Below are 24030 nucleotides of genomic sequence, written 5' to 3'. Positions count from 1 at the left end.
CACATCGGCGGGGGCGGCGGCGCTTTTGGCGCCACGCGGCCGGCCCCGATCGACTTTGTCACCGACGACGTGCGGTACACCCACTGCTCGGCCGGCCCGTTCGCGTCGTCCGGCCGGATGTCCGTGATGAGCGGGTTGTTGTCGTCGGTCGGACGCACGAAGTTGATCTGCAACGTCTTGCGCTTGATGAGCAGCTCGCCGGTGCGCAGCTCTTCCTTCGCGAGACCGTTCGACAGCCCGGCGATGTACACGCTGAACTTGTTCGTCTTCGGCGCCACCTCGGCCATGTCGGTCCAGATCGCCAGACCGGACACCACCCGCGGGGTCGCGTCCGGCTTACTCACCGGGATCGGCCGCTTCGAGATGGTGATCGAGTTCTTGAATTTCAGTTCCCCTTCCGGCTTCTCCGGCGACACGTTGGTGTCTTCGATTTTGCGGATCTGCTCGAAGATGTACGGCTGCGGTTCGTCGAGGTGCGTCGTGTTCAGGTCCTTGGTCACCAGCTCGAACTGCGGCAGGAAAGTGACCGGCTCACCGGGCCGGCCCTCCCGCGGCAGGTTGTACACCTGGTACCACATGTACCAAACCGTCTGCTTCGCGCGGCGCCCGTTCTTATCGAACCCGTTCACCTGGACGATGCGGAGCGGCTTGTAGCGGAAGTGGAGGGTCCACACGTCCGCGTTGTCGAGCGGCAGGTCCAGGGGAACGACCTTCTTCTCGCTCAGGTTGGTCTGCGCAAGGGCGAACGGGCCGGTCAGGACCGATGCCGCGACCGTGCCCAGAAACCCCCGCCGGTCAATCGCCATTGTTTCGCCCCCGGAGTGGCTGTGCGGTGCCATTCTTGACGATAACCGCTGAACCGGGGCGGATCAACCGCACCCGGCGTCGGTTCCGCCGGTTCGGGAGCGGCCCGCGCCGCACAGCCGGACTTATTTGAGTTCGTACAGGTACGCGGCGGCGCCGGTCCGCTTCACCTCACGCTCGCGCGGGGCACGGGCGTCGAGCACAGCCAGCGCTTCCGCCTCTTCCGTGCCGTGCCGGTGGCTCACAACGTACCACACCCGCCCGCGCAGCCCGGCCAGTTCGCCCCGGTACGCCGCCGGGTCGTCGCGGTGCTCCGAACCGAGCGTGACCCCTTCCGCCGGGAACGGCCGCTCGCGCGTGTAGAAGGTGAACGCCGGGACCGCCCCGTAATAGACGAACACGCGGTCACCGGGCCGGAACTCCGAACGCACCTGTTCCAGCACCGGCGCGAGTTGCTCCGACCGCGGCGGCTGCTTCAGGAACTCGAACGAGGCCCACAGCGGGGACGCCACCAGCAGGACCAGCAGCGCCCGGGCGGCGAAGGCGTTCTTTTCCGAAAGGCCGTCAAAGACCGCCCACGCGCCTCGGGCGACCAGGAGCACCGCCAAAGGGGTCATGAACAGCATGAGGCGTCCGCCGATCGGGTACTTCTGCAACCCGGACGCGAGCAGCACCAGTGCCGCGGGCACGACCAGGGCGACGGCCACGGCCCCGCGCGTGCGGGCGAACTCCCGCAACCCGACGAGTGAGAGCACGGCCGCGAAGCCGCCGAGCGGCACCAGCGCACCGCCGAACCCGCCCGGGGTGGTGAAGAACGCGACCCAGTGGTCCACGAGCCACGCGAGGTCGCCGAGCCCCTTCGGGGGGAGCGACATGAAGTGCCCGGCCCAGTAATCGGTCAGGTACTTGTTCCCGCCGAGCTGTTTCAGGCACAGGAAGTAGCAAGCCGCGAAGCTCACCAGCCAAGCCGCAACCGTGCCAACAGCCGCAAGAAACCGCGGCCGGTCGCGTTCGACCAGCGCGCTCACGAGCAGCCCGGTTCCGATGCCGCCGAGTACGAACACCGACGGGTGCGAGAACCACACCGCTGCGGCCCCAGCCGCTGCCAGCCCGGCCCAGCGCCAGCCCCCCTTCCCTTCGAGCAGCCCGAGGGCGGCGGCGAACAACCCGACCGCGATCGCGGCGTCGCTCGCGTACTGCTTGCACTCGGCCGCATAGCTGACGAGGTGCGGCGACACCGCGAACAGACCGACCGCCAGGAGCGACGCCCCGGCGGGCAGCAACCGGCGCGCAACGAACGCAAACCCCACCAGCCCCGCGACCGATGCCAGGAACGGCACGAGCCGCATGGCCCACGCGCCCGGCCCGAACGCGCTGATCCCGGCCTTGGCCGCCAGCAGGAACCCGACCGGTGCGCCCTGGTTATAATCGAGCTTACCGAAGAGCTGCCCCGGGGTGCGGTCCACCAGGTTCAGCGCGAGCATCGCCTCGTCGATCCACAGGCACCGGTCCGACAGGAGCGCGACCAGGCGCAGCCCCACACCGACGCAAACCAGGGCGGCCAGGAGCGCCGTCCGCGGGCGCGGTTGCTGTACCGGATCGCTCACGAGTACGGTAACGGTTTTGGGGGTCGGCTGGAAACGGTTTGCCGGCGGTGCTAGTTTCGTAGTGTCCACGCGGTTCGACCTCGGAGTGCGGGCGGCACACGGTAGCACCCGCGGCGCGCCGTTCGCAACCCCAACGGCGCCCGGCGCGGGGGCGCAAAACGCTGCCATCCCGTTACCGGGTGGTTGGGGCGCCGGCGCGCCCGGGCCTCGTCATCACGCCACGCGGCCCGCACACGATGCGGTGCGTTCGGTTCGATCGTTACGGTACCGGCCCCCGGCACCGGACCCACCGACCGGTTACAGGCATCCGCAAGCTGGACGGTTCAACTTGTGAACATTCGCACATTTAAGAGCGGCGACGAGACCACACAGGCGGCGCTGTACAACGTCGCCGCGTTCTCACTGCCGGGGTTCAAACCGGCCAGCGCCGCGGACGTGCAGAAGCGGACCCGGGGCCGCGCGTTCGACCCCGGCACGCGGTTCTACGCCGAAGAGGGCGGTCAGGTGGTCGGGTACTGCACCCTCGACCTCGCGCAACAGCGGGTCAGCGTGCCGTGGTGCAAGAAGGGGCACGAGGCCGCCGCGGAGCCGCTGTTCGAGGCGGTTCTGAGCGCGGCCCGCGCGCGAGGCCTCAAAAGCGTGTTCGCCGCGTACCGCCGCGACTGGGAATCGGTGCTACGGTTCCTAACGGACCGCGGATTTTCGGTCCGGCGCGAGGTGGTCAACTACTGGGCGGACCCGGTAGACCTGCCCACCCTGGTGAACCGCGGCAAGTTGCCGATCGACCGGCTCCGGCGCGAGGACGTGCCGGCCGTGAGTGCGATGGGGCAAGGAATCGTGCGGGTGCCCGCGGCGGAACTTGAAAGTTATTTGTTCGCCAACCCGTACTTTCCGGCAGAAGCGATACTGGTGCTGCGCGCGCCCGACGGTGCGCCCGCGGCGGTGGGGATCGGGCTGGAAAGCGCGACGTACGCGGACGTTAAGAAGGTTGACCCCTTGGCCCCGTGCTTCCGACTAGGGGCGTTCGGGTCGGAGGGGCTGAACGTCAAGCGGGTGAACGGGCTGTTCAGCTTCCTGGTGGCGAACCCGGCGAACGCGCTAACGGCGGGGCTGGCGCTGCTGTCCGAGGCGTCACTGGAGATGACCGAGGGGACGGTAACGGCGCTGGCGGCGCAGTGCCCGTCGGACGCGCCGCACCTGCTCGCGTTCTACGCCCGCTACTTCAAGGAGCACGGCCGGTTCCCGGTCCTTGAGAAGCAGTTGTAAGCGGGGCACGAGTGGGGCGGCCGGCGAGCGGGCGCCCCGCAACAGGGGTCGCGTTCGTGACCGCGCCCTATGCTGTCTGCCTACCGCCTGCGGCCCACTCACAACTGCTTGCCCACTGCCCTGGTGTCCCATGCGGGCGATTCTGAGCGACGTTCACGGCAACATCGAGGCGCTGGACGCGGTCCTGGCGGACATCGGCGGCCGAGCCGTCACGTCGATTTACAGCCTGGGCGACATTATCGGGTACGGGCCGAACCCGATCGAATGCCTGGACCGGGCGGCGGCGTGGGACCTGAACGTTCTGGGCAACCACGACCACGCGGTGCTGTTCGACCCGACCGGGTTCAGCCCGAACGCGGAGCGGGCCGCGCTGTGGACCCGGGTGATCGTCGAGTGCGCCCGGCGGGAGGAGTTGTGGACGTTCCTCTCGGAGCGGCCGCGCCAGTTCCGCGACGGCGACTTCCTCTTCGTTCACGGCTCGGCGCGGAACCAGACCAACGAGTACGTGTTCCCCGAGGACGTTTACAACATCTCGAAGATGGCCCGGATCGGCGAGCTGATCGACCGGTACTGCTTCGCGGGCCACACGCACGTCCCGGGGGTGTTCGTCGAGCCCGAGCCGGGCGCGCAGTGGCAGTTCCTGTCGCCCGAGGAGATCGACCACACGTGGCGGCTCGACGACCGGAAGACGATCGTCAACGTGGGCTCGGTCGGTCAGCCGCGCGACGCCAACTGGCGCGCCTGCTACGTCACGCTCGACGGGCTCGACCTCACGTTCCATCGGGTGGAGTACGACGTGGACGCCACGGTGAAGAAGATCTACTCGATCCCGGAACTGAGTAACTTCCTCGGCGACCGCCTCCGCGAGGGGCGGTAAGGGCGCGTGCGCGGGCAAAAGCCACACCGCAGAGAATAGAAGGCTTCATCAGCCCCGCTCACCCCGATGCTTACGCAAGGATGGGCCGGACCTGTTCGCTCTCCAATAATTTAAACCGTCCGAGAGCGATGGCCTTCCGGACGGCCCCTTCATCAACCGGGGCCGGCGCCAACCCGTGCGCGATCACCGTGCGGGCCGCCCGGACCTGCTCCAAAAACCGAAATTCGTCAGGCGAAATGTATCCCGCGGAATAAAGCTCCCGGACCAACGTTGGGGGCATCGTACCGGTCTTTCCGCCGACACCCGTTCGCTGACCCAACCGCCGCAAGGTCGCCTCGAGACCAGCCCAAGCGGACATCAGGGCCGCGCGCGGGGCGTTTGCGCCGAGCACCCGTTCAGCTTCCGCGTACATCTCACGGATCTGATCTGCGGTCGGCTCGGCACCGCCGGGCGGGTTCTGCTCGACCACGACCACATCGAGCCGCCAGCCCGGTTGCTTGGCGACCAGATCGGCGAGCCGAGTCAGTTGTGGATCGTTGGACAAGCTGGCGCGATTCGGCGCGACCTCGACAATCACATTCTCCCCGGGACGAGAAGCGAGAAGGTCCAATTCGAAGTTTCGGGCAAACGGCGGAACAACGTCGCCCTGCGGGCGCAGCACCACAGCGTACCCCTCGTCCTGGTACTGCTGCGCAACCCGGCTGAGTTCGGCCTCAAAGTCCATATCCTCATCCCGGCAGTTGGATCACCGTAGGGGCGTCTTCGATTCGCACGTACAGGAACTCGTCGCCTTTGCTGTAAGCCGCGAGGAGGACAGCGGACGCGCGGCGCAGTTTCACAGGGGCATCAATCGAAATCTGAATCGTTTCCGAATACCGAATTTGTCGATCATCGTCGTAGACGACCGTGTTTAATGCGTCCCGAATCGGCTTAACCATATTATCGTCGTCGAGTGGCGGCGTGTCTCCTTCGTGAAAATTGATCAGCAGGAACTTGAGCCTCCCCGTCAGCGGTGCCCGGGTCCAGACCTTTCGCGCTTCGGCCAGCACACTCGCCTTCCACGCCTTTAAGTTCACCTTGTCATTCGTCTGATACGAGACCGGCGGGCCGGGAACAACGAATTCCAGGTGCATGCCCGCAACCTCCGCGCGACTGCACCCGTACCCTGGGCGACTCTCCAAACACGATACCCGGTTCCGAATCGGGCGCCTACCGTGGGGGCGGTTCAACGAGCGCTCATTGCCTTTAGGCGAGTTTCAGCTCTTTGAACTGCTTGACGCAACCGGTGATGGCCACTTCCGTGGGCAGCCGCTCGATGCTGGATGCCCCGAAGAAGCCCGCGATCCCCTTCGTGTGGTCGAGGATGTAGCGCACGTCTTCGGGTTCGGAAATCGGGCCGCCGTGGCACAGTACCAGTACGTCGGGGTTGACGCTCTTCGCGGCGTCGGCCAGTTCCTGAACCCGCTTCGCGCTCTCCTCCAGGGAAAATGCCGTCTTGGCGCCGATCGCGCCCTTCGTGGTCAGGCCCATGTGCGGGATCAGAACGTCCGCGCCCGCCTTTGTCATTGCGATCGCTTCGTCGGGCGTGAACACGTAGGGGCAGGTGAGCAGGTCGAGGTCGCGGGCGACGCGGATCATGTCCACTTCGAGCCCGTACCCCATCCCGGTCTCTTCCAACCCGACGCGGAACGTGCCGTCGAACAGCCCGACCGTCGGGAAGTTCTGCACGCCGCTGAACCCGGCGTCCTTCACATCAAGGAGGAACCGCTTCATCACCCGGAACGGGTCGGTGCCGCACACCCCGGCGAGTACCGGCGTGCGCTGCACCACCGGCAGCACCTCGCGGGCCATGTCCATCACGATCTGGTTCGCATCGCCGTAAGGGAGCAGGCCGGCGAGCGACCCGCGCCCGGCCATCCGGAACCGGCCCGAGTTGTAAATGATGATGAGGTCGATGCCGCCCGCCTCGGCGCACTTGGCCGACAGCCCGGTGCCGGCCCCGCCGCCAACGATCGGCACCCCGGCCGCCACCTGGGATCGGAACCGGGCGAGGATATCAGTGCGTGAGTGCATGGAAGAGTCGGTGTTCGGTCGGGAAGAGAAGCGGGGACCGAAAGGTACAATACGAACGTCTCACGGCGGCGACGGGGTGGGGGACCGCTCCTCCCCCGACTTCCCATCTCCCGGCTCGGGCCTTTTCCCCTCGCTCCCTGGTTCTCCCGCTTCCGCGGCCATCCGCGATTCCGCCTGGGCCAGGAGTTCGTTGAGCAGTTTCTCGGCGTCGTCTTGGGGGTTGGGCGGTTCGGGCGCGGCCGGTCGGCTCCCGCGAATCCGCCAGATGATGAGTTCACCGACCAGTACGAACGCGAAGCCCCACGCCGCGAGCATCAGCGGCAGGCGCGTGCGAAGGGCCGCGCCGACCTGTTGTTCGGCGACGGGGTCGGCCGAGCGGGTGGCGTGACCGCTCAGCCAGAGGGTCGCCAGTTCGGCCAGCAGCGCGCCCATAACGGCCAAAATGAGTGCCGTCAGGCCGCCGTGCAACAGAACACGCCGCAACACCGGGTGCATGCCGGTCCTCAACTCTGTTTGCGACACTGGAATGCGGGGGCCACGCAGGTAACATATCACGCGATTCGATGTTGCATCGCCTCGCCGCGGGTTCACCGGGAAGCGCTCATGTCCGTTCTGCTGGTCGGCACCCTGGACACCAAAGGGGCCGAATTCGCTTACGTCCGCGACCGCCTCCGCGCCGCCGGGGTGCCGGTTCTCGTCGCCGACGCTGGCGTGATCGCTCCTCCGGCGTTCGCGGCCGACGTTTCGCGAGAAGAGCTGTTCCGCGCCGCCGGCGCGAGTTACGAGTCGGTAAAGGCTGCGGCGGACCGCGGGAAGGCGATCGAACTAGCGGCGACGGGAGCGGCCAAGCTCGCGGCGCAACTGCACAAACAGGGGCGGCTGTCCGGGGTGCTCGGAATGGGCGGGTCGGCGGGAACGACGATCGGGACCGCCGCCATGCGGGCGCTGCCCGTCGGCGTCCCGAAACTGATGGTCAGCACGCTGGCGGGCGGACAGGTGCAGCCCTATGTCGGCACCCGCGATGTCATGATGATGCACTCCGTGGTGGACATCGCCGGCCTGAACCGCATCAGCCGGGCCGTGCTCGACAACGCGGCCAACGCGATGATCGGGATGGCGAAGCAACCTCCCCCCCCGGCGGCCCTCTCTGAAAGGACGGGGGAAGCGGGCAAGGAGCCACAGGAAACGGCTGCTGCACGCGGATGCGGTTTCTCCTCTCCTTCAGGGAGGGGGGCTGATTATTCCGAGGATCGCCCCGTTATCGCCGCAACGATGTTCGGCGTCACGACGCCATGTGTGGAGGCCGCTCGGAAGGTACTCGAAGCCGCCGGTTACGAAGTGATCGTGTTCCACGCCACCGGCACCGGCGGGCGCACGATGGAAGGGCTCATCCGCGACGGGTTGATCGCCGGAGTGCTCGACATCACGACGACCGAACTGGCGGACGAACTCGTCGGCGGCGTCCTCTCCGCCGGCCCGGAACGGCTCACCGCCGCGGCGGTCGCCGGGATGCCCCAGGTGGTGTCGCTCGGCGCCCTCGACATGGTCAATTTCGGCCCATACGACACCGTACCCGAACCGTTTCAGCAGCGACGGCTCTACCGGCACAACCCGACCATCACGCTCATGCGCACCACGCCCGAGGAGATGGATCAGCTCGGAAAAGTGGTCGCCGAACGGACGAGCGCGTCCAACAGCCCCACGTGCGTGATGGTACCGCTCCGGGGTGTGTCCGCGATCGACGCGGAGGGAATGCCGTTCTGGTGGCCCGAAGCCGACGAAGCACTGTTCCAGAGCCTGCGGAACTGGATCGCACCTTACGTTGAACTGACGGAACTGGACCTGCACATCAACGACCCGGCTTTTGCCGAATCTTGCGCTCAAAAGCTGCTCGACATGCTCAAGAGTTGAAGCGGTTGGCCCGTGTGCGAACCAACCGCTTCAATTCGTCACTCGGCAGGTAACTTTTTGCCGTGGAAGCTCGTGATCCCATCACGACGGAGCGTCACGGCCCGGTAGCGGAACCCCGGGCGCTCCTCCTTATCGCCGACGAGTTCGGTCGTGAGGTTGCCGTCCTTCACGTCATTGAGGAACTTGAACCCGGCGCCGCGCCATGTGCCGACGAGGAGGATCTCTTTCGAGAAATCGACCTTCGGCGGGTCCTTGATGCCCCACGCGGCGGCCAGCCGCTCCCACTCCCGTTGCGACAGAATCACACTCGTCCCCATCACCGCCTTCTGCTGGTCGAGGTCGGCGATGGAGCTGGACAGGTTCACAGTCTCGGTCGTTTTCGGCTCCTCGGCTGCAGCACGCGAGAGTGAGGCGCACCCAATACTGAGCGCCGCCAGTGTGACGGTCGTAATCAAGCGGTTCATGGTGTAACTCCCGGTTGCGGATCGGGGCGCGGGTGCGCCCGTGCCGGGAACGGAGACGCACTTTTCGGGCCAACGTCGAGTTCAGGTCAGAACGTCCCACCGGGACGCGAACGTAAAGATGCCCTTTGCGAGGGTCGGGTACGCGGCGGCCCAGCGGTCGTCGAAGAAAATGAACTGCTCGAAAGACCGCCCGCGCCCATTCGAGTACGGTGCCGTGCTCGAACCGCCGCAGGTGCTTCTCGTTCGGCGCGCCGTAGCGGCAGCGGTACACGAAGTAGACCGCCACCGTTACGGCCCCTCGGTGGGCAGGCGCAGGCGCCGGAAGGTGTCTTCGTAAGTGGCTTCGAGCTGGACCGGCACGCACGGGCCGTGGAGCAACCAGAGCGGCATCGTCGGGAGCGCGGCCCCAATCGCAAGCGGCTCTTGCCACACGGTGAGCTTCGCGGCCCCGTTCTTACCCTGCGGGCTGTAAGCCGTCGCGTACAACCGCTCCCCCCAGACCGGTGCGGTCGGGGAGACGCGGGCCAGCAACCCGTCGTGCAGGTTCGCGGCGCGCGTCGTCACCAGATCAACGATCACCAGTCCGACGCCCTGTTGGAGGTACGTTTCGCACTTCGCGATGAACGCTTCACGGGCTTCGGCACGGTCCTTGTTGCCTTCACTCACGAGCTCAATAGCAGCCGCCAGATAGCTCCCGTCGCGGCGTCCGTGAACCAACACTTCCGTGGCCGGTTCGGTGACCTCGAAGGGGAGCGTGAGCGTCCCACCCGACGGCTGCCACGCCGGCTCCTCACGATCGGTCGGCGCGCGGGGCGGTGTACGAGCGCCGCCGAACGCAGCGACATCGATCTCAATTGCGGTCTGCACGTTCGGCGAAGCGCGGAACCCTTCGGGAAGGCGTGTCGTGAGCGCTTCAGCAATGTACGTGGCCCAGGCCTGATGAAACGAGTGCCACTTCATCTCTTGGTCGAGCCAGCCGCGAAAGTGGTCGCGCAGGGGCATGAGGGCCTCCGGGTCGTTGGTCGCCGTCAGTATACCGCGGGCCGGGATTTTCGCTCGCACCGTTGCCGCGGGCGCCGGCGTCGGGGAGAATGCCGCACACTTCCCCCACGGGAGACACAACATGAAGCTCGGGATGAACCTGCTCCTCTGGACCGGCGGGGTCACCAGCGAACACTTTCCCCTCCTGGCCAGACTCAAGGCGACGGGCTTCGATGGGGTCGAGCTGCCCGTGTTCGGCGGCGCCCCCGCGGAGTACAAGCCGATCCGCGCCGAGCTCGACCGGCTCGGGCTGCAGTGCACCACCGTTACTGTCCTGACCAAAGAAACCAACGCGATCAGCCCCGATGCCGCGACCCGGCAGAAGGCCGTCGAGTGGCTGAAGACGGTGGTGGAGATCAACCACATACTGGGCGCCGAAACCGTGTGCGGGCCGTTCCACTCCGCGCTCGGCGAGTTCTCGGGCGCCGGCCCCACCGCCGACGAAAAGAAGCGCTCCGCGGACGTGCTCCGCGCGGCCGCGGAGTTCGCCAAGCAGGCGAACCTCACGATGGCGGTCGAGTACCTGAACCGGTTCGAGTGCTACCTCATCACCACCGCGGCGCAGGCGGTCGAGTTGGTGAAGGCCGTTGACCACCCGAACCTGCGGACGATGTACGACAGCTTCCACGCGCACATTGAGGAGAAGGACCCGGCGGCGGCGATCCGGACCGTCGCGCCGGTGCTGGCGCACGTCCACATCAGCGAGAACGACCGCGGCACGCCCGGGTCCGGGCAGGTGAACTGGGACGACACGTTCACCACGCTGAGCGAGGTGGGCTACGACGGCTGGATGACGATCGAGGCGTTCGGCCGGGCGCTGCCGGACCTTGCCGCCGCCACGAAGGTGTGGCGGGACCTGTTCCCGGCGCCCGAGGACGTGTACACGAAGGGCATCAAATTCGTCCGGGAGCAGTTGGGCGGAACGAGCACGCGCGTCGGGTGAGTCCGCGCGTGCGGGCCGTAGCGAACCCATCGGATGCCCCGCCCCCCGCGCCCGCGTGCCGCCCCTCACAGCCGCCGTTCGTTGCCGGAACACCCCCTTGCCCGCCGATGTAGGATGCGACGCCCGCCCGCGGCGGTCGGGGCGGCCTGGAGGTGCGAAATGCGACGGGCATTACGATACGCAGCGGTTGCGGCGAGCGGACTGACCCTGACGGTTGCGACGGCCGCTCCGCCGGCGCCCACCCCCGCGGTGCCGGTGGAGCAGCCCGCGGCCCAGTCGGCGGTGCCGTGGGCCAACAAGTTCTTCCTCCCGAACGCCGCGACCGACCGGGAGCAAGCGGCGCCCGCGGTCATCACCCACAACTTCGGCGAGGTGCCGCACGGCACGCTGTGCGTTCACAAGTTCACGATCACGAACATCTACGACGTACCCATGCGGATCACGGACGTGCGCAAGGGCTGCACGTGCCTGGACTACACCCCGGTGACCAAGACGCTCGAGCCCAACGAGACGGCCGAGTTCACCGTCACAATGAACACCGGGAAGTTCGTGGGGTCGAACTCCCAGAACTTCTACGTCACGTTCGGGCCGAAGTTCGTCTCCACCGCGGTGCTCCGCGTGTCGGCGACCAGCCGCACCGACGTGAGCGTGTCCCCGGGCGCGGTCAGCTTCGGGACGGTGCCGAAGGGGACGCGGTTAAGTCAGTCGGTCCAGGTGAAGTACGCGGGCCGCGCCCGCGACTGGAAGATCACCGAGGCGGTTGCGGGGAACCACCCGTTCGACGTGCGGGTGAGCGAGACCTCGCGCGGCGGCCCGCTCCGCGGCGGGGCCGAGTTCCAGGTGGACGTGACGCTGAGCGCGAACGCGCCGTCGGGGCCGCTCTCGGACCAAATCACGCTCAAGACGAACGACCCGTCGAACCCCCTGATCCAGCTCGCCGTAACCGGAACCGTGATCGCGCCGCTGGAGCTGAACCCCGGCAAGGTGCGGTTCGAGGTGAAGCCCGGCGAGTCCGCGACGCAGCGGGTGCTGGTGCGGGCCGCCAAGCCGTTCAAGGTGGCGGCGGTGGACGGCGCCGGCGACGGGATCACGGTCGAGCTGCCCGCAACGCCCGCGGCGCTGCCGGTGCAGGTGATTGTGGTGAAATTCGAGCCGACGAAGCCCGGGACGGTGGCACGCCAGCTCCGCGTCCGCACCGACCAGCCGGGCGAATCGTCCGCGCTGCTGTCGGTCGAAGCCACCGGCACCAGCCCCGAGAAGGAAGAAAACTCGAAGTAGAGCTTCGGAATGTTGTCCGGTGCTTCACGGGGGCGGGCAGAAGAAGCGGATCACACCTGCTCTTCTGTCCGCCCCGCGTGCCTTGGCGTCCCCCGCAGTCACTTACGCGTTTCTTGGGCCGCGTCAGTACCGCAGGATGAAATCGATCGTGAACCGGTAACGGAAGAGGTCCTTCGGCCCCGCGAACGGGATCTCGAACGCGGTCCCGAATTGCGCGTGCTCGTTCAGCTTCACGCGCCCGCCGAGCGCACCGGTCAGCAGCCCGTGCTTGGCCTGCCCACCGAAGTTGATGAGGTCCCGCCCCTCGCTGCCGATCGTGGTCGAGGTGCCGCGGGTCGTGGTCAGGAACCAGTTCAACTCGGCCAGCGGGTAGAACCGGTGGGTGTTCATCACGTCGAAGTCCAGGTGCGCCGACAGCCAGTAGTAGTCGCTCCGCTCGTTGTTCGTGCTGAACGAGTAGCCGCTCGTGATGATGCTGTTGAAGCTCCCGAGCCGCAGGTCGCGGAGGAAGTTCTGGCCGTAGGTCACGTACGGCACCAGCGACAGCGAGCCGGTGTTCTGGAACGCGCCCGACGAGCCGACGGGCAACTGGAACTGCACCCCGCCGGCCGCCAGCGCGCCGTTCTCCTCGCCGCGGTAGAAGGTGTACTTCGGCCCGAGCCAGAGTTCCGCGAACCCGGTCTCGTCGCCGAACCGCGAGGCGCCGTCGGGGTTCACCGTGACGCCGCCGAACTTGTGGAACACCAGCGACCAGCGGTCCGTAAACGCCACCCGCCCCTGCGCGCCGAAGAACGTGATGTGCCCGCCGCGGAAGTCCCGCTGGTCGGTCGGTACCTTCTGGTAAATGAAGATCGGGCGCAACTCGGTCAGCGACCGAGGGTCCTCCGCGAGGAACGGGTTGCTGACGGGCGAGATGAACCCGTCGAACATGTGGTCGCTGCGGAACCACCCGCCGTTGCGGCTCCCGAACACGCCCTCCAGCGCGTCCCCGAACTTCCACGACGACCGCTTCGGCGCGGGCAGCTTCTCGTCCTTGCCTTTGTCTTTGTCTTTCAGCGCCGAGCGCTTCGTGAGGAACTCGTTCACCGTGTCCGCCGTCGGGGCGGTGTAGGCGGTCCGCGCGAGCGCCTTATCGACCAGCGCGGCCGGGACGGCCGCCGCCGATTCTTCGGGCGCCGGGGTGCCGAACGTCGCCGCCGCCACCGGGGCGCCGAACGCGGCCCCCCGGCGGGGCTGCGGGTTAACGGGAGCGTCCACAAACCCCGTGGGTGTGAGGTCCGCCTGGGGCGCGCGGCCCGCAACCGCCACCGGCGCGCCGAGCACGGGGGCCGCCCGTGCGACGCTTTGTGCGGGCCGAACCGGCGTCGAGCCGAGCGACTCGGCCGGCGGCAGCGGCTCGAGCGGGCCGAGTGGCTGCGCGCCGGCCGGGCTCGCGGTCCCGACCGTCACCAACGTCAGCGCGACCCACACCGCACGGGGCATGTCCGACCTCCCGTCTCAGTCAGCGAGGAATGAGGGAACCGACAGCAGTGGCTTTGCGAGGTCGGAGCGATTACGGCCCCAGCCCTCACGCCTCACCTTTCACCGACTTCTGGCCGCCCGACGGAGATCGGGCACCTGTTACAATCGGCCGAATCGGGCGATCCGGTTGAATGCCTTCGCCAGGAAATCACAACCAACTCGGCAAAGTCGGGAATATAACCGGGTTACGGACGCGCCGGTTCGGCGCGCCGGACCAGATTGTGAGGGAATTCAATGAAGCGGCGCACGGCGGTTCTGGTGTTCGCGACGGTCGCGGTCGCAGGCCTGGTCGGGGGCTTCGCGTCGGGCTGGTGGTCCGGCGGGCACGAGACCGTAGCGGCGGCGGCGGCGGCGCGGCTGCCGGACGGGGTGCCGGAGTTCTTCCGAAACGGGGGCAAGCACCTCGCCCACTTCTCCGGCGATCCTGACCGCTGGAAGAACCGCGAGATGACCTTCCTCCGGCGCGCCGAGGAGGGCAACCACTTCCTCGACCTCGAAGACCTGGACGGCAAGAAGTACCCCGCCACGCACCGCTACGACGGGCTGAAGATGGTCTACGGCGACTTGAAGAAGGAGCCGAACAAGGTCGGGACGCTGCCCTACGCCATCGTGGAGTACTACGAGAAGCTCACGGTGGGCTTCTACGACCACCGCAAGGCGCCCAAGGACACGTCGGTGCCGATGAAGTGTCTGGTGTACGGGGGCACGCTGGCCCACTACACCGGCGACGCCGCGATGCCGCTCCACACGACCCGCGACTTCGACGGCCGCAACCAGCCGGACGGCACCGTCAAGCAGAAGGGCATCCACGCCAAGGTCGACGGCTTCCCCGAGAAGAACAAGATCACCCCCGAGGAGGTGTGCCGCGGGCTGGAGGCCAAGAAGATCGACAACGTCTGGGAGCACGTGAACACGTTCATCGCGGAGTCGCACACCCACATCGCCAAGTGCTACGAGTTCGACGCCGCCGGCGCGCTCGACAAGCCCACCGACGAGAGCCGCGCGTTCATCCTGGGGCGGGTGCGGGCCGGGACCCAACTGACCCTCGACCTGTGGTACACCGCGTGGCTCCGCAGCGAGAAACTCCCCAACCACTGGTGAGCGGCAGCCATGCAAGCGAATTTTCGCTTGACGTACCTGTATTAACGAACGATCATGGCGGGCGTAAGCCGAGTCGTCCCGGAGCTCGCCCGTGCTCATCGCCGTCGTGAACCACGACCCGGACCTTCCGAACGAGCACCTCCTTCACGTGCTCCGCGCCGTGTCGCGCCAAGTGTTCCACGACTTCACACCGATCTGGAACCTGTCCGCGACCCTCCGCCTAGCGGGCTCCCGCGGCACCGGCGGTCCGCCGGTCGAGCGGTACGAGTACGGCCTGAGCCAGGCCGCGCCGCAACTCGACCCGGTCGCCGGTGGCGCGGTCATCTTCGTGCAGAAGTGGGGCGCGGGCCTCCCCGACCGGTACCGCGACCTGCCGTACTGCTACGGGTTCCATGACATGGAACCGGGGGACCATTTCCCCGTCGGGTACGTGTTTACTACCGCCGAGGGCGATCGGAACCGCCCGGCCGAGTTCCACTGGTCGGTCACCCTGTCGCACGAGGTCCTGGAACTGATTGCCAACCCGCACGTGAACCTGTTGGTACCGGCCCCCCACCCGGGCCAGCACGTCCGCGAGAGCGTCTATTTCGAGCGCGAGGTGTGCGACCCGGTGCGCCAGTCGTGCTACCCCGTCGACAACGTTCTGGTCTCGAACTTCGTCCTTCCGCCGTACTTCATCTGCCCGCCGTCTATCGCACTCCCGCCGGACGGGTCGCACCGCGCCGGCCACCGCGAGCGGCTGGACTTCCTCGACAACCCCGGAAGTGAGTTACGCCCGTTCGGGCTGCTGAACGGCGGGTACCTCCGGTTCCGCGAGCACCGCAAGCCGGCGCCGCAGATGTACTGGCGCGACGCGGGCGGGGCGTACCACGCGCCCACGGCTCCCCCGCGCGTCCCCGGGCACCACGCCCTGCCCACGGACCGGAAGGCCCGACGAAGGCGCCTTGGGGCCGTGCGAAGCGCAACCCCCAAATGAGGTCCGCACGTGCCACAGTACTTCGTCCGGTTCCCGAGCGAAACCATGCGGCCGATGGCGATGCCGATGCTCGCCGCCGACCCCGAACGGTACCGCCCGTTCGAGGCCCTCACGCAGGACCAGATCCTCATCGCCGACCTGTCCGACGAGCAGCGCAAGGCGGCCGAGTCGAACGGGGCCACGGTGTACGAGGACGTCCAGTTCCACCCGGTCGGCCCCCCGAACCCGCTGCTCCCGGCGGGGCTGAACTACGCGTACTGGGAGCGCGCGGTGGCGCGCCCGTCGGACCTGGCGCTCATGGCCCCGGCCGCCGCCGCCCCGTGGCAGACCCGGACCCTCACGGACGTGCTCAAGCACACCGGGGTGCCGGCCGCGTGGGCCAAGAAGGCCCGCGGGCAGGGCGTCACGATCGGGATCGTGGACACCGGCGTGTCGTCGGCGATGCCCGAGTTCCCCGGCGCCAAGCGCTCGCCGTTCAGCCGCAGCTTCGCGTACAGCGCCGGCCCGTGGGCCGACACCGTCGGGCACGGGTCCATGTGCGCGTGCGCCGCCGCGGCCACCTCGGCGGCCGGCGGCCGGTACGACGGTGTCGCCCCGGACGCCACGCTCCTGTCGGCGCGCACGAACCTGCTCGCCACCGACATCTACAAGCTGTACGACTGGGTGCTGACCAAGAAGCGCTCGGGCGAGTTGCCCGGCCCGGTGGTGATGAGCAACAGTTACGGCATGTACACCTGCTCCGCGCCCGCCGGGCTGCCGCAGGACCACCCGTACCGGCAGATCGTCCTCGACGCCGTCGCGGCCGGCATTGTCGTCGTGTTCGCCGCCGGCAACAACCACGTTGACGTGTGCCACGCCGATCCGACGAAGTGCTCGCCGAACTCGATCTGGGGCGCGAATTCGCTCGACGAGGTCTTGTCGGTCGGGACGGTGAACTGGAATAATCAGATGGACGCCGGCCAGCACGGCAACTCGAGCCGCGGACCGGGTCAGTGGGCCAAAACGCACAAGAAACCGGATTGCGTGGCCCCGACCTACGGCGAGATCGTCTGGGGCAGCGGGTACCGGGTGATGGAGTGGTGGGGCACCAGCGGCGCGTGCCCCCAGGTCGCCGGTTTGGCGGCACTGCTCCTCAGCATCGACCCGTCCCTCACACCGCAGGCCGTCGGGGACATCATCCGCGACACCTGCACCCCGCTCCCGCTGCCACATGCCTGCGCCGGCGCCGGGGTAATCAACTGCGCGGCCGCGGTCGCCGACCCGCGGGTGAAGGCGAAGAAACCGAAACCCAAAACGCCAACAACTGCTAAGAAGGCCCAGAAGCCCAGGAAGCCGAAAGCCGGTTAAGGGCCATCGGTCAGAAGTCGCCGTCAGCAAGTCACAAATTCACAAGAATTTGCCCCTAATGAACTTGTGACGTTACGACTTCCGACGAGCGGGCTTTTGACCGGAAATCCTAAGTTCGGTCGCCCGCCCCGCGCCCGACGGAGTTGCCGATGTCCGCCACCCCCGCACGCGCGAGACACTCGGGGTTCGCGCGGTTCCCCTCCGCCCCGAACCGGGACCGGTTCGTGCGCACGGTCCTCGCACCCGACCCCGACCTCACGAACCGGGCTTACGTATCGGGCAGCCAGCCCACCATCGTGTTCGAGCAACTGACCGCCGACGAGCGCGACCGGATCATTCAGGCTCTCGTCGGCCTCGGCAACTGGTTCGAGGACACACAGTTCCGACCCACCGCAACGGGCGGGTGAGCCCCGCCACGATCACGCGCCCGGTTCCCGTTCGCCATCCGTCAGGAGCGGCGTGGCGCCGGGCGGGGGCGTTCCGTGCCCCGCCTTCACGTAATCCGCTCGCAACGCGGCGTACTCCTCGGGGGTGAGCGAGTCGAGTGTGTCTTCGGGCACCTCGACGCACGACGAGCACCCGCCCGCGGGCGGGGCCTGCTGTCGGAAAATCTGCCTCAGGAACGGAATGCACCACCCGCACCCGGTCCCGGCGCCCCCACACATCGAGAGCTGACTCGGCACCTTCGGCGCGTTATGTTTCACCCAGTTCACGAGCTTCCGGCGCGACACGTGGAAGCAGTAACAGACTTTGTCGTCGAGATTCATTCGTGCCACCCGAATAACTCGGTAGGATCGCCCCGGTACGCTCTTATTATCTGCGGTGCGGGCCGCGGACCGCAACGGAAAGCGTGATCGCATGGAACGGCCGGTGCTGCTGTGCGGGCTCGGGCGGGTCGGGTTGCGGGTGCTCGAATCGCTCCGTGCCGCCGCGCTGCCGGTCGTCGTGATCGACCTCAAGACCGAACCCGACGACCCGCGCCTCTGCGGCGCGACGGTGCTCAAGGGCGACTGCCGCCGGCACGAGTTGCTCGAACGGGCCGGGGTCAAAGAGGCCCGCGGAATCGTCATCGTGACGTCCGACGACCTGGTGAACATCTCGACGGCGCTGCTGGCCCGCAAGCTGAACCCGACCGCCCGGGTCGTCGTCCGGATGTTCAACCAGAACCTCATCACGCGGTTCGGCGGGGCGGTGAAGAACACCGTCGCGCTGAGCGTCTCCGCGCTGATCGCCCCGGTCATGGCGCTGACCGCGGTCACCGGCGACGCGCTCGGCGCGTTCCGGCTGGACGACGGCCCCCGGCAGATCTCGGAACTGCTTGTCACAGACGATTCGGAACTCGCAGGGCGGCCGATCGCGGACCTCGCGCTCCAGCACGGGTTCGCGCCGCTGGTGCTCGCCCCCGCCGCCGGCAGCCCCGTTTTCCTCCAGGCCGTCAGCGGCCAGCGCGTGCTGTCGCCCGGGGACCGGCTCACCGTCACCGGGCGACCGGCCGACATCCAGCGCCTGGTTCAGCGGCTCCGCGGCGACCGGTTCGCGGGCGTCCAGTGGGCCGGTGCCCTGCGCCGGTGGCTCCGCACCGCCCGGCGCACCCTTCTGGAAGTGGACCTGGCGGTCAAGATCATCACCCCGGTGCTGTTCGGTACGCTGTTCGCCAGTACGCTCGTGTTCCGCTACGGGCTCGACACCGCGTGGGGCGACGGGCTGTACCAGACGGTCAGCATCATCGCGACCGGGGGCGACCTGCACGGCGAGAACCGGCCCGAGTGGGCGAAGGTGTTCATCAGCGTGCTGAAGCTGGCCGGCGCCGCCCTCATCGCCGGGTTCACGGCCATCCTGACGAACTACCTCATCCGGGCGCGGCTGAAGGGCGCCCTGGAGGTGCGCCACGTCCCGGACGGCGGCCACATCGTCGTCTGCGGGCTGGGGAACGTGGGGTACCGGCTGGTGCAAGAGCTGATCGCAATGAACGAGCGCGTCGTCGCGATCGACAAGGTCGCCGACGGGCAGTTCCACGACACGGTGCGACGAATGGGGGTGCCGGTGTTCGTGGGCGACGCGACCGTGCCGGAGGTGCTCGCGCAGACCCGCGCCGGCGCCGCGAAGGCCGTGATTGCGGCCACCGACAGCGAGCTGGGCAACATCGAGGTCGCGCTGCTGGTGCGCGAGATGAACGCGAAACAGCGGGTGGTGGTGCGGCTCACGGAACCGGAGTTCGCGGACGCGGTGCGCGAGGCCGCCGACATCCGGAACGCGATCTCGGCCCCGGCCCTGGCGGCCCCGGCGTTCGTGTCGGCCCTCTACGGCGACAGCGTTCAGGCCCTGGTGCCCGTGGCCGGGCGGACGCTGGTGGTCGTCGATCTGGTCGTCAACGACGCCGACGACCACCTGAACGGCGCGTCGCTCCGCGCGTTCGTGCTCGACCACGACCTGCTCCCGATCGCGCTCTCGGGGCGCGACCTCGCCGACGCACGCGGGTACCGGCTGAAGGTCGGGGACAAGCTAACGGTGGTGGCCGAGCTGCCCGACTACGAGCGGCTGCTGCGGTTCCAGCAGCCGCCCACGAACCACCGCGTGGTGGCGGAGTCGTGGCCGGCGACGGCGCGGGACGCGCTGGTGCCGCTGGTGTGCGTGAGCCGGCAGTGTTCGCGCGAGGAGGCGACGGCGCTGCTGCACGGCGGCGCGTTCACCGTGGCGGACGGCCTCACGTTCGGCGCGGCCCGCGAGCTGATCGAGTTGCTGGAGCGAGAGAAAGCCAAGGCCCGGCTCGTGTAACGGCGTGCCTGCCTTTACACGAGGGCGCGCACCGCCGCGCCGAGCAACAGCTTCGCCTTCGCGACCTTGCTCACCTCGGGCCGGCGCGCCCACACGTCGTACCCCTGCCGCTCGATCGCGTCCAGGATCGCTTCGCCCCCGCGGATGAACAAATCCACGTCCACGCGGGCCGCACGCGGCAACAGCGGCAGCAGTGCGGCCCCCCGCGCGAAGTAGCCGCGGGCGCGAGCCACCTCGAACCGCATCAGTTCGAGGAACTGCGGCGTACACCGTCGCGCGTCGAGGTCTTCGTCGGAGTAGCCGAACCGCGCCCGGTCCTCTGCCGGGAGGTACACCCGGCCGATGTCGAGGTCGCGCGCCACGTCCTGCCAGAAGTTCGCCAACTGGAGCCCGGTGCAGACCTCGTCCGATAGTGCGGCCCGCTCGGCGTCGAAGCACTCGAACAGCCGCAGCACGAGGTGCCCCACCGGGTTCGCGGAGTTCGCGCAGTAGCCCGCCAGTTGCTCGAACGTGTCGTACCGCTTCACCCGCTGGTCCTGCTCGAACGCCACGAGCAGCGCGAGGAACGGGTCCGGCGGGATGTCGAACCGCCGGACGGTCTCGCGGAGGGCGAGCGTCACGGGGTGTCGCGGCTCGCCGCCGTAGCACGACATCAGTTCTTGGCGCCACCACGCGATGAGGTCGAGGGCGGTTTGCCCGCCGGCGGTCTCGTCGGCGAGGTCGTCAGACCAGCGGCAGTAGGCGTACACCGCGTGGAAATGCGTGATGAGGCGCCGCGGCAGCAGCAGCGACACGACGGTGAAGTTCTCGTAGTGCGACTTCGCGACGCCCGCGCAGTACGCGCGGGCGTCGCGGAGCCGCGGCGCGGCGAGGGCGCCCGGCCCCCACCGCGCCAGCTCGCGTGCAAAATCCCAGGCCATTACTTCTTCGCTTCCAAAATGCGGATCTGCGTACAGAGCCCGAACTTCAGCCCGTCAAGGTCGTACTCGGTTTCCGCGTAGAACGCCCGGAACCCCTTTTCGGGCGCGGTCACCGTGGCCGGGAACTTCGCGGCCTTATCCTCGGACCAGCGGGCTTTACGGAAGTCACGCGTCTCGGCCTCCGCCACCCACACGCGCATCGCGACGGGTTTCGCGGCGGAGGTCACTTCGAGCCGGCACACGCCGGCCTTCTCGTCACATACCCACGACAGCTCTGGCATCTTCTGGTCGAACACCTGACAACGGCCGAACGCGGCCAGCGTGGCCACCGCCCGCATCGGGAGCAGTTCCTTCTTGCCGTCGGCGTCGGTCTCGCGCAGGTCGTGGCCGGCGTTGGGCACGTACAGCACCCACTTGTCGCCCTTCAGGTCGCCCCAGTAGGAGTTGAGCGCGTCCAGCGGCCAGTACGGGTCGTTCGCCCCGTTGATGATCATCTTCGGCAGCGTGAGCTTCTCGCGGTACACCCACGGGTCCACCATCCGCCACAGCTTCGCCGCCTCCGGCGTGTCCGGGATCGGCACCAGCTTGCGCTCGGTGTAGTCCTTGATCATCTCGCTCGGCTTCCCGAACGCCGTGACCTGGTTCTTCATCTGCACCGGCATGTTCAGGGTGTCGATGACGATGGGCGCGATGGCCTTCACGCGCGGGTCGCCGGTGGCGGCCGTCAGCCACGAGGTCCACCCGCGCTTGGACGCGCCGGTCACCACGAACGACTTCACCTCCGTCTTCCACTCCTCCTTCGCGAACGCCTGTAGCGCGTCCATCGCCCGGACGACGCTCTTGACCATCGGGAACAGCAGCGGCCAGGAGCCGTCCTTCGTCTCGAGGTACCGCACGAACGTCTCGGCGATCAGCGTGTCCTCGACCTTGCCCTCGAACAGCGGCTGTTTCGGCACCCCGTACAGGAACGCGACCGGGGCTTTAACCCCCGTCGCGATCTGGAGCCCCAGGACGCCGGACCCGGCGTTGGGCCGGCCGCCCTGGTTCCATAGCACCATCGTGGCCTGAGGCTTCGCCCCCTTCGGCACGAACACCTGTAGCTTGTGCTCCCACTTGATGCTCTGCCACGTCTGCGACACGAGGTCGAGTTCGTACACGGTACCGGTGTCCGTGTCCTTCTTGTCCGCGAGCTTCCAGGAAAACGAGTCGTCCTTCTTGGTCACGTAGTCGACCAGTTCGGTGGGCGGGGCCGGCACGTCCGGGGCCGCGGCGCCGAGGGCCGGGGTGACGAGCAGACCGAACAGCGTGAGCAGTCGCAAGTGAGGTCTCCGTGAGAGTGTGGTCCGGTCACTTCTTGGGCCGGGCGGGAACCGCCCACACCAATGCCGTTGTATCCAGGTGCCCGGAAATCAGCCCGGTCCCATCCGGGGTGAACCGCAAAACGTGTGTGAACCGGCCCCCCGGTCGCTCCCAACCGGTCACCGGCAGCCGGTACCGGGTCCGCGTTGCCGCACCCCGAGGCGTTCTCGTTCCAAGTGGCCACCGCCGACCAGGCCGAGACCGACCGGTACTGGGACGCGGTCGTTGGGAACAACGGGCGCAAGAGCGCGTGCGGGTGGTGCAAGGATCGGGGAGTGAACTGGCAGATCACCCCGGTCGCCCTCACGGACGCCATCACCGCCCCCAACCCGGCGGCCGCCAGACGAGCGTTCGGCGCCATGATGATGTGCGCAAGATCGACATCGTCACGATCGAGGCCGCGGCGCGGCTGACGCGGCCCGGGGCCTACGACCTCCGCGACCGCAACGACGGGTGACATCGCCGGCTGGCCGTGCAACGGCCCGAACAACAAGACACTCGCCGAGGCGCCGCCAAGGTTACGGGGCGCCCCGTAACCGCCCAGGTGTGCCATTGAGGGCAGTCCCTGCCCCCGACGCCCGCTAGACGATGGCGGTGTAGGTGAGGGTCCGGGTGTCCGTCCCCGCGCCGCCGGAGCCGGTGTTCCCCTGGTCGCTCACGGTGTAGGTGATCGTTCCAACCCCGGAGATGGGCGAACTGATCAGGTAAAGGGTGGCGAGGCTACCGTTCACCGCCGCCAGACTGCCCGTGAAGGTGACCGTCTGCCCGATCGGGCTGGTGCCGCCGGTGAACGTGATCCCGGAGATGCTCAGGAGTTGGAGGAGAGGGGCCCCTGGCCCGGAGACGCTGACCGTGACGGCGAGCGGGCCGGTGCCGGCGTCCGGGTCGGCGACGGACGCCGCGACGTTGTAGATCAGCCCGGGCAGCACGTTCAGCGGGCCGCTCGCCGTCACGGTCAGCACCGGCGGTTGGTTGGGCGGGGCCGTGACCGTCACCGCGATGGCCTGCGTGGCCGCGAGCGCCCCGTCGAACGCCCGGACGACGACGTCGTACACGTTGTCGCCGCCCACATCGGCAGGGGCGGCGTGGCTCGGCGCGCTGACGAAGGTCAGGACGCCGGTGCTGGGGTCGATGGCGAACCGCGCCGCATCGGCCCCGCCCGCGATGCTGTAGGTCAGGACGGTGCCGGGGTCCGGGTCCGTCGCGGTCACCGTGGTCACCACGGTGGTCTGCCCGTCGGCGGCGCTGACGCCAGCCACGGGTCCGCCGCCGTTGCTGGTGATCACCGGGGCCGCGTTGGCGGCCGCGATGGTGAGCACGACGGTTTCGGACGCGCGGACCCTGCCGTCGGTGACGGTGAAGGTGACCGTGAACGCGCCGGTCTGCTGGGCCGATGGGGTCCAGTTGAACGCCCCGGTGCCGGGGTCCAGAACGGCCCCGGCCGGCAGGCCGGACGCCGAGAAGGCGAGCGCGTCGTTCGCGTCCGCATCGGTCGCGGCGATCGCGAACGTGAGGGCCTGGAGCGCGACGCCGGTGCGGCCGCCGATCGGCCCGAGAACCGGGGGCGCGTTCGGAGCCGTGTTCGCGCCCGCGAACGGGACGCCGCCGCTCACGCCGGCCGGGAGGAACTGGCTGGACAGTTCGGCCCCGGTGCGGGTGAAGGTCTTGAGGTGCGACGTGCCGCCGGCCCCCGCCGTCACGTCGGGGCGGCCGTCGCCGTCGGCGGGGGGGCCGCCCCCCGCGGACACCCCCCCCCGGTACCCGGGG

23 protein-coding genes and 1 pseudogene are annotated in these 24030 nt (G+C 68.3%); 11 read left to right on the top strand and 13 right to left on the bottom strand.

Annotated features, from left to right (window positions below):
• Window positions 1-806: hypothetical protein (locus tag R5W23_RS30925; RefSeq protein WP_320689713.1), on the bottom strand; the 806-nt coding region annotated here is incomplete at its 3' end.
• A 123-nt stretch (window positions 807-929) separates the two neighbouring features.
• Window positions 930-2411, bottom strand: coding sequence for a glycosyltransferase family 39 protein (locus R5W23_RS30920; RefSeq protein WP_320689712.1), 1482 nt, complete (start codon window positions 2409-2411; stop codon window positions 930-932).
• A gap of 330 nt (window positions 2412-2741) precedes the next feature.
• On the opposite strand from R5W23_RS30920, the gene R5W23_RS30915 reads away from it, so the two are divergent.
• Window positions 2742-3677, top strand: coding sequence for a GNAT family N-acetyltransferase (locus tag R5W23_RS30915; RefSeq protein WP_320689711.1), 936 nt, complete (start codon window positions 2742-2744; stop codon window positions 3675-3677).
• A gap of 130 nt (window positions 3678-3807) precedes the next feature.
• Entirely contained in the window at window positions 3808-4554 is a 747-nt protein-coding gene (locus R5W23_RS30910) for a metallophosphoesterase family protein (RefSeq protein WP_320689710.1), read from the top strand.
• Between the two features lie 70 nt (window positions 4555-4624).
• On the opposite strand, the gene R5W23_RS30905 is transcribed toward R5W23_RS30910, so the two are convergent.
• The 4 genes from R5W23_RS30905 to R5W23_RS30890 form a co-directional block, all read right to left on the bottom strand.
• Complete coding sequence (locus R5W23_RS30905) at window positions 4625-5278, bottom strand: hypothetical protein (RefSeq protein ID WP_320689709.1); 654 nt, start codon at window positions 5276-5278, stop codon at window positions 4625-4627.
• 4 nt (window positions 5279-5282) lie between these two features.
• The gene (locus R5W23_RS30900; RefSeq protein WP_320689708.1) at window positions 5283-5687 is read right to left on the bottom strand and encodes a RusA family crossover junction endodeoxyribonuclease; all 405 of its coding nucleotides are present in this window, start codon (window positions 5685-5687) and stop codon (window positions 5283-5285) included.
• Window positions 5688-5799: 112 nt separating this feature from the next.
• Window positions 5800-6627: a phosphoenolpyruvate hydrolase family protein gene (locus R5W23_RS30895; protein WP_320689707.1), complete on the bottom strand. Its 828-nt coding sequence runs from the start codon at window positions 6625-6627 to the stop codon at window positions 5800-5802.
• Window positions 6628-6687: 60 nt separating this feature from the next.
• Entirely contained in the window at window positions 6688-7122 is a 435-nt protein-coding gene (locus tag R5W23_RS30890; protein WP_320689706.1) for a hypothetical protein, read from the bottom strand.
• Between the two features lie 108 nt (window positions 7123-7230).
• On the opposite strand from R5W23_RS30890, the gene R5W23_RS30885 reads away from it, so the two are divergent.
• Window positions 7231-8538, top strand: coding sequence for a Tm-1-like ATP-binding domain-containing protein (locus R5W23_RS30885; protein ID WP_320689705.1), 1308 nt, complete (start codon window positions 7231-7233; stop codon window positions 8536-8538).
• Window positions 8539-8576: 38 nt separating this feature from the next.
• Here R5W23_RS30885 and R5W23_RS30880 read toward each other — a convergent pair whose 3' ends face one another.
• Window positions 8577-9002, bottom strand: a complete 426-nt coding sequence (locus R5W23_RS30880) for a hypothetical protein (RefSeq protein WP_261184782.1) — start codon at window positions 9000-9002, stop codon at window positions 8577-8579.
• Window positions 9003-9290: 288 nt separating this feature from the next.
• On the bottom strand, window positions 9291-10004 hold the full coding sequence (locus tag R5W23_RS30875) for a DUF4058 family protein (protein WP_320689704.1): 714 nt from the start codon (window positions 10002-10004) through the stop codon (window positions 9291-9293).
• Window positions 10005-10125: 121 nt separating this feature from the next.
• On the opposite strand from R5W23_RS30875, the gene R5W23_RS30870 reads away from it, so the two are divergent.
• Complete coding sequence (locus R5W23_RS30870; RefSeq protein ID WP_320689703.1) at window positions 10126-10986, top strand: sugar phosphate isomerase/epimerase family protein; 861 nt, start codon at window positions 10126-10128, stop codon at window positions 10984-10986.
• 159 nt (window positions 10987-11145) lie between these two features.
• The gene (locus R5W23_RS30865; RefSeq protein ID WP_320689702.1) at window positions 11146-12264 is read left to right on the top strand and encodes a DUF1573 domain-containing protein; all 1119 of its coding nucleotides are present in this window, start codon (window positions 11146-11148) and stop codon (window positions 12262-12264) included.
• Between the two features lie 123 nt (window positions 12265-12387).
• Here the strand turns inward: R5W23_RS30865 and R5W23_RS30860 are convergent, their stop codons facing one another.
• Window positions 12388-13746, bottom strand: a complete 1359-nt coding sequence (locus R5W23_RS30860; RefSeq protein ID WP_320689701.1) for a hypothetical protein — start codon at window positions 13744-13746, stop codon at window positions 12388-12390.
• A 273-nt stretch (window positions 13747-14019) separates the two neighbouring features.
• Between R5W23_RS30860 and R5W23_RS30855 the strand changes: the two genes are divergently transcribed.
• The 4 genes from R5W23_RS30855 to R5W23_RS30840 all read left to right on the top strand — a co-directional run bounded on the left by R5W23_RS30855 (window position 14020) and on the right by R5W23_RS30840 (window position 17616).
• The gene (locus R5W23_RS30855) at window positions 14020-14886 is read left to right on the top strand and encodes a phospholipase C/P1 nuclease family protein (protein ID WP_320689700.1); all 867 of its coding nucleotides are present in this window, start codon (window positions 14020-14022) and stop codon (window positions 14884-14886) included.
• Window positions 14887-14977: 91 nt separating this feature from the next.
• The gene (locus R5W23_RS30850) at window positions 14978-15862 is read left to right on the top strand and encodes a hypothetical protein (protein WP_320689699.1); all 885 of its coding nucleotides are present in this window, start codon (window positions 14978-14980) and stop codon (window positions 15860-15862) included.
• Between the two features lie 9 nt (window positions 15863-15871).
• Window positions 15872-17209, top strand: a complete 1338-nt coding sequence (locus R5W23_RS30845; RefSeq protein ID WP_320689698.1) for a S8 family peptidase — start codon at window positions 15872-15874, stop codon at window positions 17207-17209.
• Window positions 17210-17358: 149 nt separating this feature from the next.
• Entirely contained in the window at window positions 17359-17616 is a 258-nt protein-coding gene (locus R5W23_RS30840; RefSeq protein WP_320689697.1) for a hypothetical protein, read from the top strand.
• Between the two features lie 12 nt (window positions 17617-17628).
• Here the strand turns inward: R5W23_RS30840 and R5W23_RS30835 are convergent, their stop codons facing one another.
• Window positions 17629-17976, bottom strand: a complete 348-nt coding sequence (locus R5W23_RS30835; RefSeq protein ID WP_320689696.1) for a (2Fe-2S)-binding protein — start codon at window positions 17974-17976, stop codon at window positions 17629-17631.
• 91 nt (window positions 17977-18067) lie between these two features.
• Here R5W23_RS30835 and R5W23_RS30830 point away from each other — a divergent pair, with 91 nt between their 5' ends.
• Window positions 18068-19984, top strand: a complete 1917-nt coding sequence (locus R5W23_RS30830; RefSeq protein WP_320689695.1) for a potassium channel family protein — start codon at window positions 18068-18070, stop codon at window positions 19982-19984.
• 14 nt (window positions 19985-19998) lie between these two features.
• Here R5W23_RS30830 and hpnC read toward each other — a convergent pair whose 3' ends face one another.
• Window positions 19999-20904: a squalene synthase HpnC gene (gene hpnC, locus R5W23_RS30825; RefSeq protein WP_320689694.1), complete on the bottom strand. Its 906-nt coding sequence runs from the start codon at window positions 20902-20904 to the stop codon at window positions 19999-20001.
• Window positions 20904-22223: a PhoPQ-activated pathogenicity-related family protein gene (locus tag R5W23_RS30820; protein WP_261184803.1), complete on the bottom strand. Its 1320-nt coding sequence runs from the start codon at window positions 22221-22223 to the stop codon at window positions 20904-20906. Before R5W23_RS30820 ends, hpnC begins: the two co-directional genes overlap by 1 nt.
• 177 nt (window positions 22224-22400) lie before the next feature.
• Here R5W23_RS30820 and R5W23_RS30815 point away from each other — a divergent pair.
• Window positions 22401-22720: pseudogene (locus tag R5W23_RS30815) on the top strand (VOC family protein); the annotation flags it as partial.
• 124 nt (window positions 22721-22844) lie between these two features.
• Here the strand turns inward: R5W23_RS30815 and R5W23_RS30810 are convergent.
• On the bottom strand, window positions 22845-24030 hold a 1186-nt coding region (locus R5W23_RS30810), incomplete at its 5' end, for a putative Ig domain-containing protein (protein ID WP_320689693.1).

This window comes from Gemmata algarum (genome assembly GCF_034097035.1).
Lineage (GTDB): Bacteria > Planctomycetota > Planctomycetia > Gemmatales > Gemmataceae > Gemmata > Gemmata algarum.
Note: the sequence above shows the minus strand (reverse complement) of the source record. Positions and strands in the feature narration are given on the sequence as shown.